Source organism: Rhodoferax sp. (genome assembly GCF_034520025.1).
In the GTDB taxonomy this organism is placed as follows: Bacteria; Pseudomonadota; Gammaproteobacteria; order Burkholderiales; family Burkholderiaceae_C; genus Allorhodoferax.
On record NZ_JAXHNZ010000001.1, the window covers coordinates 1,417,200 to 1,430,828 of the forward strand.

12 protein-coding genes and 1 tRNA gene are annotated in these 13,629 nt (G+C 61.4%); 8 read left to right on the forward strand and 5 right to left on the reverse strand.

The features are described 5' to 3' along the window. Positions 1-7 precede the first annotated feature (7 nt). The 5 genes from U5L73_RS06810 (at position 8) to U5L73_RS06830 (ending at position 4,094) form a co-directional block, all read left to right on the forward strand. Positions 8-472 (forward strand): FKBP-type peptidyl-prolyl cis-trans isomerase, encoded by a 465-nt coding sequence (locus tag U5L73_RS06810; RefSeq protein WP_087496686.1) that lies wholly within the window; start codon positions 8-10, stop codon positions 470-472. An 11-nt stretch (positions 473-483) separates the two neighbouring features. Then, complete coding sequence (gene ispH, locus U5L73_RS06815) at positions 484-1,419, forward strand: 4-hydroxy-3-methylbut-2-enyl diphosphate reductase (protein WP_322561636.1); 936 nt, start codon at positions 484-486, stop codon at positions 1,417-1,419. Between the two features lie 90 nt (positions 1,420-1,509). Further along, on the forward strand, positions 1,510-2,826 hold the full coding sequence (gene serS, locus U5L73_RS06820) for a serine--tRNA ligase (RefSeq protein ID WP_322561637.1): 1,317 nt from the start codon (positions 1,510-1,512) through the stop codon (positions 2,824-2,826). A gap of 72 nt (positions 2,827-2,898) precedes the next feature. Next, positions 2,899-2,986, forward strand: a tRNA-Ser gene (locus tag U5L73_RS06825). Positions 2,987-3,143: 157 nt separating this feature from the next. Beyond that, the gene (locus U5L73_RS06830) at positions 3,144-4,094 is read left to right on the forward strand and encodes a tripartite tricarboxylate transporter substrate binding protein (RefSeq protein WP_322561638.1); all 951 of its coding nucleotides are present in this window, start codon (positions 3,144-3,146) and stop codon (positions 4,092-4,094) included. Positions 4,095-4,116: 22 nt separating this feature from the next. On the opposite strand, the gene U5L73_RS06835 is transcribed toward U5L73_RS06830, so the two are convergent. After that, positions 4,117-5,862, reverse strand: a complete 1,746-nt coding sequence (locus U5L73_RS06835) for an alpha/beta fold hydrolase (protein ID WP_322561639.1) — start codon at positions 5,860-5,862, stop codon at positions 4,117-4,119. Further along, positions 5,855-7,600, reverse strand: coding sequence for a GMC oxidoreductase (locus U5L73_RS06840; protein ID WP_322561640.1), 1,746 nt, complete (start codon positions 7,598-7,600; stop codon positions 5,855-5,857). The genes U5L73_RS06835 and U5L73_RS06840 overlap by 8 nt, the downstream gene beginning before the upstream one ends. Before the next feature lie 135 nt (positions 7,601-7,735). On the opposite strand from U5L73_RS06840, the gene U5L73_RS06845 reads away from it, so the two are divergent. From U5L73_RS06845 to U5L73_RS06855, 3 genes are read left to right on the forward strand one after another with little or no spacing between them, the layout of a single operon-like run. Further along, positions 7,736-9,742, forward strand: coding sequence for a bifunctional diguanylate cyclase/phosphodiesterase (locus U5L73_RS06845; protein WP_322561641.1), 2,007 nt, complete (start codon positions 7,736-7,738; stop codon positions 9,740-9,742). Further along, entirely contained in the window at positions 9,742-10,242 is a 501-nt protein-coding gene (locus U5L73_RS06850; protein ID WP_322561642.1) for an SRPBCC family protein, read from the forward strand. Before U5L73_RS06845 ends, U5L73_RS06850 begins: the two co-directional genes overlap by 1 nt. 9 nt (positions 10,243-10,251) lie before the next feature. Further along, complete coding sequence (locus tag U5L73_RS06855) at positions 10,252-10,908, forward strand: hypothetical protein (protein WP_322561643.1); 657 nt, start codon at positions 10,252-10,254, stop codon at positions 10,906-10,908. 10 nt (positions 10,909-10,918) lie between these two features. Here U5L73_RS06855 and U5L73_RS06860 read toward each other — a convergent pair whose 3' ends face one another. The 3 genes from U5L73_RS06860 to U5L73_RS06870 are packed head-to-tail and all read right to left on the reverse strand — an operon-like array spanning position 10,919 to position 13,625. Continuing rightward, the gene (locus U5L73_RS06860) at positions 10,919-12,247 is read right to left on the reverse strand and encodes a tryptophan--tRNA ligase (RefSeq protein ID WP_322561644.1); all 1,329 of its coding nucleotides are present in this window, start codon (positions 12,245-12,247) and stop codon (positions 10,919-10,921) included. Between the two features lie 40 nt (positions 12,248-12,287). After that, a complete protein-coding gene (locus tag U5L73_RS06865; RefSeq protein WP_322561645.1) occupies positions 12,288-12,956 on the reverse strand; it encodes a site-2 protease family protein in 669 nt (222 codons plus the stop codon). Positions 12,957-13,001: 45 nt separating this feature from the next. Next, on the reverse strand, positions 13,002-13,625 hold the full coding sequence (locus U5L73_RS06870) for an L-threonylcarbamoyladenylate synthase (protein ID WP_322561646.1): 624 nt from the start codon (positions 13,623-13,625) through the stop codon (positions 13,002-13,004). Positions 13,626-13,629: the final 4 nt, after the last annotated feature.

Sequence of the window (13,629 nt, forward strand, 5' to 3'; positions counted from 1 at the left end):
GACTTTTATGACCAGCACGCTTCCCCGGGTTCAGCCGGGCTCCTTTCTCACCTTGCATTACCGCCTGGGCGGCCCCGCCGGGGACATCATCAACACCTTCGATGGCAAGCCCGCCACCCTGAGTCTGGGCACCGGCGAACTCTCGCCCGCCGTCGAGGCCTGTTTGATGGACATGGAAGAGGGCGCCCGCGCCACCTTTGAGCTGCCGGCCGGTGCCGCCTTTGGCGAGCGCAACCCCGACATGCAGCAATGGCTGGCCCGTAAGGTGCTGACCCAGATGGGCGACCCGCTGGAAACCTACAACGTGGGCGACGTGGTGCAGTTCCCCACACCCGATGGCCAAGGCCAGTTTGCCGGTGTGGTGCTGCAGCTGCGTGGCGAAGGTGCCGAGCGCGCGGTGTTGTTTGACTTCAACCACCCGCTGGCCGGCCAGCCGGTGACCTTTGAAGTGCAGCTGATCGGGGTGCTATGACAACGCCTGCCATGCCTCAAGAGATTTTGCTGGCCGAGCCGCGTGGCTTTTGCGCCGGTGTGGACCGCGCCATCGAGATCGTAGAAAAGGCCCTCGCCAAGTTCGGCCGCCCCATCTATGTGCGCCACGAGATCGTGCACAACACCTATGTGGTGAACGACCTCAAGGAGCGCGGCGCGATCTTCATTGAAGAGCTCGATGACGTGCCCCCGGGCGCCACGCTGGTGTTCTCGGCCCACGGCGTGAGCCAAGCCATTCAGCGCGAGGCCGAGCGCCGGGGCTTCCAGATTTTTGACGCGACCTGCCCGCTGGTAACCAAGGTGCACGTGGAAGTAGCCAAGCTCCACAAAGAGGGCTACGAGTTCGTGATGATCGGCCACAAAGGCCACCCCGAGGTGGAGGGCACCATGGGCCAGCTGGAGAGCGGCATTCATTTGGTGGAAGACGTGGCCGATGTGGCGCGCATCCAGCCCGGTCAGACCGATAAATTGGCGGTGGTGACGCAAACCACCCTGAGCGTGGACGATGCGGCCGAGATTACCGATGCGGTGGTTGCCCGTTTTCCGCTGATCAAAAAGCCCAAGATGCAAGACATTTGCTACGCCACCCAGAACCGCCAGGACGCGGTGAAAGTCATGAGCCCGCAGGTGGACATCGTCATCGTGGTGGGTAGCCCCACCAGCTCCAACAGCAACCGCCTGCGCGAAGTGGCCAAAAAGCTGGGCACCGAGAGCTACATGGTGGACAACGCCGATGAGCTAAAGCCGGAGTGGTTTGAAGGCCGCTCCCGCGTGGGCCTGACAGCCGGCGCCAGCGCCCCCGAGGTGCTGGTGAAGGCCGTGATTGACCGCATCAAGGCGCTGGGCGCTGTGTCGGTGCGCAAGATGGACGGTATTGAAGAAACCGTGAAGTTCCCGCTGCCCAAGGGTTTGAAGCTGGACGCCTGAGGACAGCGCTAGCCGCTATGAAAAAAGTAGCTGCTTGCGCAATAAAATAGAGGGCTGGAGCCCGATTTGATTCAAAAGTACGAGAACACCATGTTAGATATCAACCTGCTGCGCAAAGACCTGGATTCGGTGGTCGCCCGCCTGCTGACCCGTAAGAACCCCCAAGTTTTCTTGAATGTGGATGCCTTCAAGGCCCTGGAAGCCGAGCGCAAGACCATCCAGATGCGCACCGAAGAGCTGCAAGCCAAGCGCAACAGCGTGAGCAAGCAAATCGGCATGCTCAAAGGCAAGGGTCAGCACGCCGAAGCCGACGCCGCCATGGCCGAAGTGGGCACCCTGAAAGCCGAGCTGGAAGCATCTGCCACCCGCCTGGATGCCATCCAGGCCGAAATGCAAACCATGCTGGAAGCCGTACCGAACTTGCCCCACGAGAGCGTGCCAGTAGGCGAGGACGAGCACGGCAACGTGGTCGCCCGCACTTGGGGCACACCGAAGACCTTTGACTTTGAAGTCAAAGACCATGTGGATTTGGGTCAGCCACTGGGCCTCGATTTTGAAATGGGCGTCAAGCTCACCGGCTCGCGCTTTACCGTGATGAAGGGCCAGATCGCCCGCCTGCACCGGGCACTCGCCCAGTTCATGCTGGACGTGCAGACCAACGAACACGGCTACACCGAGTGCTACACGCCCTACATCGTCAACGGCGACAGCCTGCGTGGCACTGGCCAGTTGCCCAAATTTGAAGAAGACCTGTTTGCCGCCAAAAAGGGCGGGCAAGACGGTGAAGCGCAACCCGACCACACGGCGCTGTACCTGATTCCCACCAGCGAAGTACCGCTGACCAATTTTGTGCGCGATGTGGTGTCGGCCGAATCCGATCTGCCCATCAAGCTCACGGCCCATACACCGTGCTTCCGCTCTGAGGCGGGCAGCGCCGGACGCGACACGCGCGGCCTGATCCGCCAGCACCAGTTCGACAAGGTGGAGATGGTGCAGATCGTGCACCCCGAGAAGAGCTACGAAGCGCTGGAGGCCATGGTCACCCATGCCGAGGCCATTTTGCAGAAGCTGGGCCTGCCTTACCGCGTGATGAGCCTGTGTACCGGCGACATGGGCTTTGGCGCCAGCAAGACCTATGACCTGGAAGTGTGGCTGCCCGCGCAAGGTACGTACCGCGAAATCAGCTCGGTCTCTAACTGCGAGGCTTTCCAGGCTCGCCGTTTGCGAGCGCGCTTCAAGAACGCCCAAGGCAAAAACGAACTGGTGCACACCCTGAATGGCTCTGGCTTGGCAGTGGGCCGCGCGCTGGTTGCGGTATTGGAAAACCACCAAAACGCAGACGGCAGTATCACGGTGCCTGAAGTGCTGCGCCCCTACATGGGCGGTTTGACAGTGCTCAAGGCCTGAAAACCGCGCTCGCTCGAAGCAGGCCTGCGAGCCTGCTAGAATCGTTGCTTCGTTTCGACCGACACGAACTCAGGAGAAGTGGCAGAGTGGTCGAATGTACCTGACTCGAAATCAGGCGTACCGCAAGGTACCGAGGGTTCGAATCCCTCCTTCTCCTCCAAACTATAAAGCCTGCATTCCCACCGGAATGCAGGCTTTTTTCATGGGCGCGGCTTTGTCACGTTGCTGCAACCCAGCTGTCGCATAGTCCGGGTATTCGAGTTTTATGCATAGAGGTGTTGACAATGCGCAGCAAGTTTTTTTCTCGTCGGACGGCTTTGGCAGCTTTGGTTGTGGGCGTGTCCAGTGCCCTCCCGGCGTGGGCCCAAGGCAGTTTTCCGGACAGGCCTGTCAAGATCGTGGTGCCTTTCGCGCCCGGCGCCGGTACCGATGCCATGGGCCGCCTGATGGCCCAAAAGCTGGGCGAGGTCATGGGCGGCAGCTTTGTGGTCGAAAACCGCACTGGCGCCTCTGGTGCGATCGGCACCCAATATGTGGCCCAGCAGCCCGCTGACGGTTACACCTTGCTGCTGATGGCCTCGCCGTTCACCACGGTGGCCGCTTCATTGCCCACTGCGGGCTACGACCCTCTGAAGAGCTTTACACCGGTGGGCATGATTGCCAGCGGCCCCTTGGTTTGGGCTACGACACCTCAGACGGGCTTAGGGTCCATGCAAGACTTGGTGGCCAAAGCCAAGGCGCAGCCCGGTGCGCTCAACTATGGGTCCGCCGGTGCAGGGGGCGTTAACCATCTGGTGCTGGAGCTTCTCAAGGCACGCACAGGCACCTTCATCACCCATATTCCCTATCGTGGTGTGGCACCCGCCACCCTGGATATGGTGTCCGGCCAGGTGCAGGTCGTCACGGGCACCATTCCGGCCCTGCTGCCCCTGATCAAAGACGGCCGCGTCAAGCCGTTGGCGGTGACCAGTGCCAAGCGCTCCAGCGCTATGCCTGAGGTGCCCAGCATGACCGAGGCTGGGTTCAAGGGTTTTGATGTGCAGAACTTCTTTGCGCTCGCTGCGCCAGCCGGCACGCCCGCTGCAGTGATTGAGAAGCTCAATACCGCCTTGAATAAGGTAGTAGCCTTGCCCGAAGTGCAGGCTCGCTTCAAGCTCGATGCGGTAGAGGCCATGCCCGGTACTCCCGCAGCGCAGACCCGCTTTATCGAGGCCGACTACCAGGCCTGGCGAGACGTGGTGCGCACCCAAAACCTGAAGATTGAATGAGCCCGCGGGCGCGCCGCCCGGTTTAGTGGGCGTGCTGCCGCAAAAATTTGAGAAAGCGCGGAAACACATTTTGTGCCGCGTTCTTGCCGATGATCACGTCCGCATGGCCGTAGCCCGGGATCACCTCTAGTTGGTGCCGGCCCGGTGCAATCTGCGCTAGCCGCTCGTAGCACAACACATTGGAGTCGAGAAAGAGGGCGTTTTCTTGCCCTGCGACCAACAGCATGGGCGTGGTGATGTCAGCCGCGTCTTGAAGGTAGTTGTCGGGCAGGTGGCGGTAGCGTACGTCTTTGGGGTCGAACTTTACCGCCGTGTTGTTGGCGCCCACCATCTTGCGGATGTGGCGGTAGTAGTGCACCCCACTGCCACCAAACAGATCGCCGGTACGGCGGTGGGTGACCTGGTGCAGGTTCTCATGCCGGAACAGTACCGGGTAGCCGTAGCCCCACATGAAGCTGGTCATGTGGCATTCCGGCACATCGCATTCGCGGTGCATCAGGGTGACGCCCTTGGCCAACAGCTTGCCCGCAGAGATGCCGGCTTGCTGCCCCCATTCCGGGTTGAGGTAGTCCACCCCCAAAATGGATTCCGCCAGAAACGGCCCCGCAGCCAGCTTCATGCGCGCAAACGCCCCCACCTTGGGGGTGAGGGCGACTCCGTTCGTAATCACACTGGATACGCCCGGCAGCTGTTTGCCAAACAGGCTCATGGCCACCGACATGGCCCCCAGGCAATGGCTGATGATGTGGATGCGCGCCTCCGGCCCTACTACTTTACGGACGGCGGCCAGCGCGCCGGGGTTGTCATAGAGCGCCACGTCGTCCACCGTAAAGCGGTGGCGGGTGTGGTTGTAAGGCTGGCGCTTGCTGATGCGGCCGTCGAGCGTCCATACATCGGTAAAGCCTTCGTCCAGCAGCACCTGAGTCAGGTTGCGGTGCTCGGGCATGATGAACATGTCGCTGGACGCCGTGAGCCCCGGCACTAGCAGCACCACGTCCTTGCACGGCGCGCGCTGGAATCGCAGCAGGCTGATGCCCAGACCATCGCCGGTGCTGGCGTAGTGCGTACTGACATCCGCATCTTTCACGCCTTCCAGGCTGTGCAGCGGGATGGTGCGTATGCGGGGCTCGCGCCCATGGCGGCGTGGCAGGCCATGGGTCTCCCACAGTTTGCCCAGAAACAAGCGGCCAAAGCGCTGCACCGCATGCAGGCGCTCACCCAGGGTGGGGGCGTCTGCCTCAAAGGTCGTGAGCTGGTGCAAAAAGTCGCGCGCCTCAATATGCAGGATGCCACTCGCCAACACAGTGGCGGCTCCGTCGTCGATGGCGCGCACGTGTCCGGCATACAGGTTCACATAAAGCGTTGTCGTGTCGGACCAGGTGTCAAAGCCGAAGTCGTCCCGAATGTCTTTGCGGCCGCAGAGCGTGAGCGCTTGGCCTTCTGAGTTTTCGAACTTCAGGCGGTACAGCATGGTCTTGCGGTCGGCATCGCCGCTGTCGGTAAACAGGTTGAACTCTCCTGCCAACACCGGCTGTCGCCCACCGATGTAGCTCCCTTCCAGATACCCGATAGCCTGCGCATGGTGCGTCGGGTCGGCAATAAAGGCGTCCAGGTCGTCTATGCGGATGGTGAGGTGAAACATCAGCGCCAGACCGCTGGCCTTACCCTCGTTATGGCCCTGTTGCCAGGTGTGTTGGCCGGGGCTGATGTAGCCCTTCATTTCCTCGGTGAACTGAAGTGCGACCGGTCTAGGCAATGGCTCAGGCATGGGGTACTCCAAGCGTGTCGTCCGGAGCCAGGCCGGTGATGTCTTCTGCAATCCACTCCGCCAGCGCGGTGATGGTGGCGCTCGGGTTGGCCCCCACGCCGGTGGGGAGGATGGAGCCATCCGCCACATACAAGCCGTGGTAGCCGAAGGCTTGTCCCCGCACTCCGGGCAGGCTGCAGACCACCCCCTGGGCGGGTTTTTCGGCCAAGGCACAGCCGCCCAAAGGGTGGACCGTGATGTTGTTGCGAACCGGCCAGGCCCAAGTGGGCTGCGGAATGTGGCTGGTCGCCCGGGTGAACTGCTTGAACCGCTCTCCGCAAGCCACCATAGCGTCGTAGAGCGGGCGGCTGGTGGTTTGTGGCCAGTCCAGCGCAAGTCTGCCGCGCTTCAGGCTGAGAGTGCCGTCGGCAGCGTCCTGCCCCATGAACAAAAGCACGCTGCTCCGGTACGACACATCGCCTTGCAGCACGGCATTGGCGTAGGCAACCACTGAGCCGCTCCATTTGCCGGAAAACAGCTGGTCCACCCAGCGCTGCTTGAAGATTTTCAAGGTGCGCGCAATCCGGCTGAACACATAGCCGGGGCTGGCGGCGGGGCGCAGTCCTTCGACATACCAAGCGGCAAAAGCGGGGTAGGCCGCGTCTTCCAGCATGAAGGCGGGTTGGCCCGGCTGGGGTTGCTGCAAGCCATAGTCGATGTACTGGGTAATCACCGGGCCGTAGTTGGGGTCGGCATCTCGCTCACCGCCGGTCACAAACGACAAAAAGTCGCCGTTGCCCGAAAAGCCTTGCCCCAAGCGTTGGCTGAGGCGCGGCAGGGTGCCCAGCGCATCGCGGCAGCGCAGCAGCAGTTCGTTGGTGCCCAAAGTGCCTGCTGACACCACCACCCGACGGGCCAGAGCATGCCGTGCGGTGCCTGCATCGTCGCGGTAGTCGACTCGGTAGCCGTGGCGGCCATCGGCGGTGCTGTCAGTATCACCGGCTTCATTGAGTGGGGTGATGCAGGTGACCTCGCTACCGGTTTCTACCAAGGCGCTATGCTGTTTTTCTGCAGCGTACAGGTAGTTCAGGTCGAGCGTGTTTTTGGCGTGTACGTTGCAGCCCACATTGCACTCGCCGCAATAGGTGCACGAGGTTTGCACTGCACCAAAGCGGTTCCGCTCTTGCTCGCCGATCGGCAAAGGGCCGCTCTGGCGATTCGCGTAGCCCTTGCCGAAAAACACACAAATATCGGCAGCCCTGCTGGTGCCACCATCGGCTTGGGCAAAGTCGGCATACAGGCCGGTGCGCTGAATGGTCCGCCGGGCATCGCCTTGAGCCGGCGGCACAGGCCGGGCACCCAGCACACCTTGCGCCATCCGGTAGTAAGGGGCGAGGGTGCTCAAATTGATTTGCGCGGGCCAACGTGCCCCAAACACCCACGCAGGTGCAGGCATGAACACATTGGCGTAAATCAGCGAGCCACCGCCCAAACCGGCGCTCACCACCGCGTCCATGCGGTGGTAGTTGCGGATATCAAACAAACCATTGAGCTTGCGTGGCTGGCCGGGCTCGGCATCGGCCCAGAGGTTGTTGGCAAAGTCATGCGGGCTGCGCGCAAAGCTGCCCTTGGGGTAGCGTTTGCCCCGCTCCAGCAGCAGCACTTTGCCAGGCCAGCGGGTGGCCAAGCGACAGCACATCACGGCCCCGCCAAACCCGCTACCGACAATGATGGCTTCCAGAAATCGTTTTTGTGTCATGGAATCCCCCTGAAAAGCGTGTCAGCATGGTGGACATGCAACCGCTAGCAGGTTAAGTTAGCACAGCAGGTGGATTTTGGGTACCGCAAAACCACGACCTGCACCCCCACAAATAGCGGTTCAGGGAGTCACACCATGGATCCACACACTTGCCCATTACCTGTTGGTCAGAGCCCGCCGCCCTATGAACGGGCATTGCCTGCCACGCTCAAGCAATTGCTAGGGATCGGAGAGCAGGAGTTGGTGCCCGACGCCAGCCGCCGGAGCAACACTCTGATTTTTACCGTCATCGGCACCTTGACCTTGCTGGTATTCGGGGTGGCCAATGTGCGGGCGGGGCAAGACCACCGGCTGATGGTGATGGGCGTTGTGCAGTTGCTCGAGGTCGCGTTCCTGCTTGTGCCTGCCATCATTCTGGTAAGCCGCCGGGCGCCGCCGGTGCTGTCGGAAAACATGCTGGTTCTGGCTGGGTTTGCCATTTTTGCGTCGAACGCGGTGTTTGGCGGGCAAACTGGGGACGCGCCCTACTGGACCTTTGTGTTCCCCTACCTGGTTTTCTTCTTGCGGGGGCAAAAAACCGGCTGGCTGGTCGGCCTGGCATTTGCGATCCTCGTGCCCTGCCTCATGCTTTACAGCTCACGGCACTGGGATTTTTGGGTTTACGACGATGCCCACGCGCTCTACTATGGGTTGGCCTATTTTTTTAACGTGGTGACAGCCGCGTATTTCAATTTGCTGCGCAGCCGCTTTCAGGCCCACCTGGCCGACCAGGTGGAGTACCACACGGGTGAGGTGCGCAAGCACGTCGGGACTCTGCAGCACAACGCTTTGCACGACCTGTCCACCGGCCTGCTTAATCGGCAGGGGCTGACCGAGCGGCTGGATTCCAGCTTGACAGTGCTGTCAGGCGGGGGCGGGTTTTTGTTGGTGGCCCATGTCCGCTTCTTCCGGGTGCCTGAGTTGGCGAGCATTGTGGGATCTGCCAAGGTGGACGAGTCATTGGGGCAGTTGGGGCGTGTGCTGCAGCAGCATTTGACCGGTCTGGTCGGGTTGGCACGTATCGCGCAAGACACCTTGGGTATGGTGCTGCAAAGCGACACAGCCGATGCCAGTGCGGTGCAGCAACTGCGGGCAATTGCGCACCTCCGCAATGTGACCCACTTGAGTGAATTCGCGGTCCATGTCGAAATGGCTTTGGGTGTGGCGGTGCAAAGGCTTGGCGAGGCGTCTGATGCCGAGGTGCTGATGCGCAATGCCGAGCAAGCGCTGTTGTTTGCGATAGACCATCGGCTGGACCACCAGTTTTTTGATGCCTTGCTCCATAACCATTTTGTCGACCGTAACCGCCGTTACGAAAAGCTGCGCGAAGGTATTCTGCAAAACACCCTGATGCTGCATTACCAGCCTCAGGTGGACCTGAAGACCGGCTTGGTGGTGGGGGCCGAGGCGCTGGCGAGGTGGAACGATCCGCAAGAGGGCATGGTGCCGCCGGACAAGTTCATTCCCATCATCGAGTCCACCGGGCTCTTGCACCGGTTCTCGGTCTGGACGGTGGCACGGGCGCTCAAGGACTGTTCTGCCTGGCAAACCCGTTTGCCGGGGGTGAGTGTGTCGATCAACCTGTCGGCAGGCGCGCTGCACGACCCGGAAGTGCTGCAAACGGTGGAGCAGCACTTGATGAGCAGCGGCTTGTCACCGGACTTGGTGGTGATGGAGCTAACCGAGAGCGTGTTGTTGACCTCGCCCGAGGCGGCGCTTGATTGCATGGCCCGGTTTGTGGCGCTGGGTGTGAAGCTGTCGATTGACGATTACGGTGCCGGTTTCTCGTCGCTTACCTATTTGAAGCAGCTACCCGCCCAAGAAATGAAGATTGACAAGTCTTTCATGGAAAACCTGGCGGAAGGCAGTAAAGACAGAGCCATTGTCTTGTCCTCCATTGAGCTGGGCCACGACCTCGGTTTGAAGGTCTTGGCCGAAGGCATTGAAGACGAAGCCACTTGCCATGTCTTGCGCGATGCGGGTTGCGACCTCGGCCAAGGCTGGTGGTTTGCCAAGGCCATGCCCAGCGCCGACTTTGAAAACTGGACGCTGGCGCGCAACAGTGCCGCTACCGCGTCCGCCCCTACAGGACAAGACAGCTGATGCCTACAAGCACCCCAGCCCCTGCGATCCAGTGGCCCGCACACTTTCACCCCGACCATGCGCCGGTGCATGTAGTGAATGATTTGTTTATTCCGGCGCCGGCCGAGCACATCTGGGCCTGGCTGATACGTGCGCCTTTGTGGCCCACCTGGTATGCCAACTCCAAGGTTGATTGGGCCCCTGGCCGCAGCAGTGATTTGGCCTTGGGCCTTGAGTTCGAATGGAAGACCTTCGGGGTGCATATCCGCTCCTGCGTGCAGGAGTTTGTGCCCTGCGAGCGGATTGCCTGGAACGGTGTGGGCTTCGGGGCCGAGGTCTACCACGCGTGGTTGATCATTCCGCAAGCCGGCGGCTGCAGGGTACTGACCGAAGAAACACAGCACGGCTGGGGCGCGCGCCTGATGCACTTCTTTATGCCCTACCGGATGTACGATGGCCATGTCCTGTGGCTCGAAAGCTTGTCGATCCAGGCCACCGGCGGCATGCCACCGGCACTTTGAGGAGCTTGTATGCGGTTTGAATTGGCGTGGATATCCCGGGCAAGCGCTCTGCTCATGGCCTTGGCGGTGGTGATACCGCTGGCGGCCCACGCAGCCCAGCCGGCCAAAGAGTCGAAGTTGCCCAAGCGGGATCTGACGGTCGAGTTGCGGCAGGTTGAAGAGGGCCGGGAAGAGGGTTCCATGCGCATCGGCACCCAGCCGGATACGCCTGTCATGGCGCCTCAAAAAATCCAGGTGCGCAATGGTGAAAAAGGCAGCCTGCGCATGAACCAGGCGATCCCCATGCAGTGGGTGCAATCCGCTAGCAGCCAAAGCAACAGCGTCAGCTCGGGGGGCACATCGGTCAGCAGCACGTGGGGCGGTGTGGCGCAGTCGGTGCAGTGGTTCGAGGTGGGCCAGAGCATAATCGTGTCCCCGCGCTGGGCGGGGGGCAATCAAGATGCCACCGTCGAGATCGAGCTACAGCAGGCGGACATGGCCGTGCGCCATAACCCCGACATGCCCAGTCAGACCCGCCAGCAACTCAGCACGACGGTCACCACCCCGCTCGGGCAGTGGGTCACGATTGCGGCCACGGGGAATGCGCCCGCCCGGCAAGGCACTTTCAGTAGCAAAGGCAGCACCGAGGCCCGCCGCTTGCTGCAAGTGCGGGTGCTGGCGCCGTAGGCGGGTTACATCAGGCCTTGGCGGCTTTTTCCCGGGCGGCCTGCGCAGCTGCTTCGGCCAGCGCAACCAGTGCCGCGCTGGCGGCCGTGTGGGCCGCAGCATCCAAGGGTTCGAGCAGATCCGTGAGTGCCGCCAAAGCAGCAGCACCGTCGCGCTGCAACTGTGCAATGGTTTGGCCTGCCACCTTGCCGGAGTCAAACGCCTTGCTTTGCAGCAGCACTTGGCCGTCCGCATCCGCGAGCTTGAAGTAAAACTGGCCGTCTTTCTCGCGGTATTGCTTGAAACTGGCGAGCGTCACCTTGTCTGCCTTCGTTGCTTGGGGCTGGGTGCTGGCACTCAAGCGGCGCAGGCCAACCGCGCTGCGCAAACGGGTCATGAAGGGCGTGGCAATCGCACGTGCCTTGTCAGCACCGGCGAACAGCAGTGCCTCCACCTTTTCGGGGTGGGCCATGTAGTCTTCGTAGGCGGCGCGCATCGGGGCGATTTCCTTGTCAATCCGCTCCAACAAGGCGTTTTTCGCATCGCCCCATGCAATGCCATCGGCATAGGCTTGGCGCAGTGCTGCGGTTTCTTCTTCAGTGGCAAAAGCCTGGAAGATCTGAAAGAGCGCGGAGCCTTCGGTGTCCTTGGGCTCGCCGGGCGCACGCGAGTCGGTTTTGATGCCGGCAATCAACTTCTTCAGCTGCTCGCGGCTGCTGAACAGGGGAATCGTGTTGTCGTAGCTTTTGCTCATCTTGCGGCCATCCAGCCCGGGCAGTGTGGCCACAGAAGCTTCGATCTCGGCCTCAGGCGGCACAAAGTGCTCGCCGTACCGGTGGTTGAAGCTGGCGGCCATGTCGCGCGCCATTTCAATGTGCTGGATCTGGTCGCGCCCTACCGGCACTTTGTGGGCGTTGAACATCAAAATATCGGCGCCCATGAGCACCGGGTACATGAACAGGCCGGCGGTCACGTCAGCATCCGGGTCCGTACCGGCGGCGGTGTTTTTATCGACTGAGGCCTTGTAGGCATGGGCGCGGTTGAGCACGCCTTTGCCGGTCACGCAGGTCAAAAACCAGCATAACTCGGGGATCTCAGGGATGTCCGACTGGCGGTAGAAGGTCACAAGCGATGGGTCCAAGCCGGCGGCCAACCAGCTGGCGGCAATCTCCAGCGTGGAGCGCTGGATACGCGCGGGATCTTCGGTCTTGATCAGGGCGTGGTAGTCGGCCAGAAAGTAGAAGCTTTCCACCCCAGGCGTTTTGCTGGCGCGGACTGCGGGGCGGATCGACCCGACATAGTTGCCCAAATGCGGTGTGCCGGAGGTGGTAATGCCGGTGAGGAAGCGAACAGTGCTCATGGGTACAAATCAATCAGACAAAACAAGTGCGGCCAGCAGCTTAGCGCGCCAGCCAGGAAAACGGGGTGAGGAGCAGGTCGATCAGGTCAAAGGTCAAGCCCATGACCGGCTGCATCCACACGGTGCTGAGCACGCCGGCAATCACCAGCGCCATCACAATGAAAAAGCCCCAAGGCTCCACGCGGGACACAGCCATCGCCTGGCGTATCGGCAGCAGCCCCACCAGAATGCGCCCGCCATCCAGCGGCGGCAGCGGGAACAGGTTGAAGGCAAACATCACCACATTCACCAGCACGCCGCCCTGGCACATTTTGAGGAAAAAGGGTTCAGCCACGCCAGCGCCCGACAGCAGATACAAGCCTGCACCCCAAGCCAATGCCATGGCCAGGTTGGCGCCGGGGCCGGCCAATGCTACCCACACCATGTCACCCTTGGGGTTACGTAAATTGCCAAAGCGCACCGGCACCGGCTTGGCGTAACCAAACAGAAAGGCGCCTGAGGTGGCGACATAGAGCATCAGCGGCATCAAGATGGTGCCGATCGGATCGATGTGCTTAGCCGGATTCAGGGTGATGCGGCCCAGCATGGCCGCCGTGTTGTCGCCGAAGTACCGTGCGGCATAGCCGTGGGCGGCTTCGTGCACCGTAATGGCAAACAGCACCGGCAGTGCGTAAATCGCGATGGTTTGAATCAGATTGGCAAAGTCCACAGGCGCAAGGTCTCGGTTGGGAATAAAAAGGATACGCCGCGAGGCTTAGAGCCCGAGCAAGGCAGGGTCTCCGCCGCCTTGGCGGATCAGCTCGGGTTCATCGCCGGTGAGGTCCACCACGGTAGTCGGCTCCTGCGCGCAGGCGCCGGAATCGAGTACACCGGCAATCTGGTGCTCGTAGCGCTCGCGGATGTCGTGGGCGTCGTTGAGCGGCTCAGTCTCGCCTTTTGCTATCAAAGTAGTAGCTAGAAGCGCAGATCCATAGAGCGCTAGAAGCTCTTGGAGCACATGATGTTCAGGCACCCGCAGGCCAATGGTCTTGCGCGAGGGGTGACTCACCCGGCGCGGCACTTCCTTGCTGGCTTCCAGAATGAAGGTGTAGGCCCCCGGCGTGGCGGCTTTGAGCAGTCGGTATTGTTTGTTGTCTACCCTTGCGTAGTTGGCCAGCTCGCTCAGGTCGCGGCACAACAGGGTGAGGTGGTGCTTGTCGTCTACGCCACGAATACTGCGCAGCTTGTCTGCAGCGACTTTGTCATCCAGGTGGCAAACCAGCGCGTAGCTGGAGTCGGTGGGGACGGCCAAGATGCCGCCTTTTTCCAGCAGCGCAATCGCTTGTTTGAGCAGGCGGGGCTGCGGGTTGTCGGGGTGAAGCTCGAAATACTGCGCCATGGCA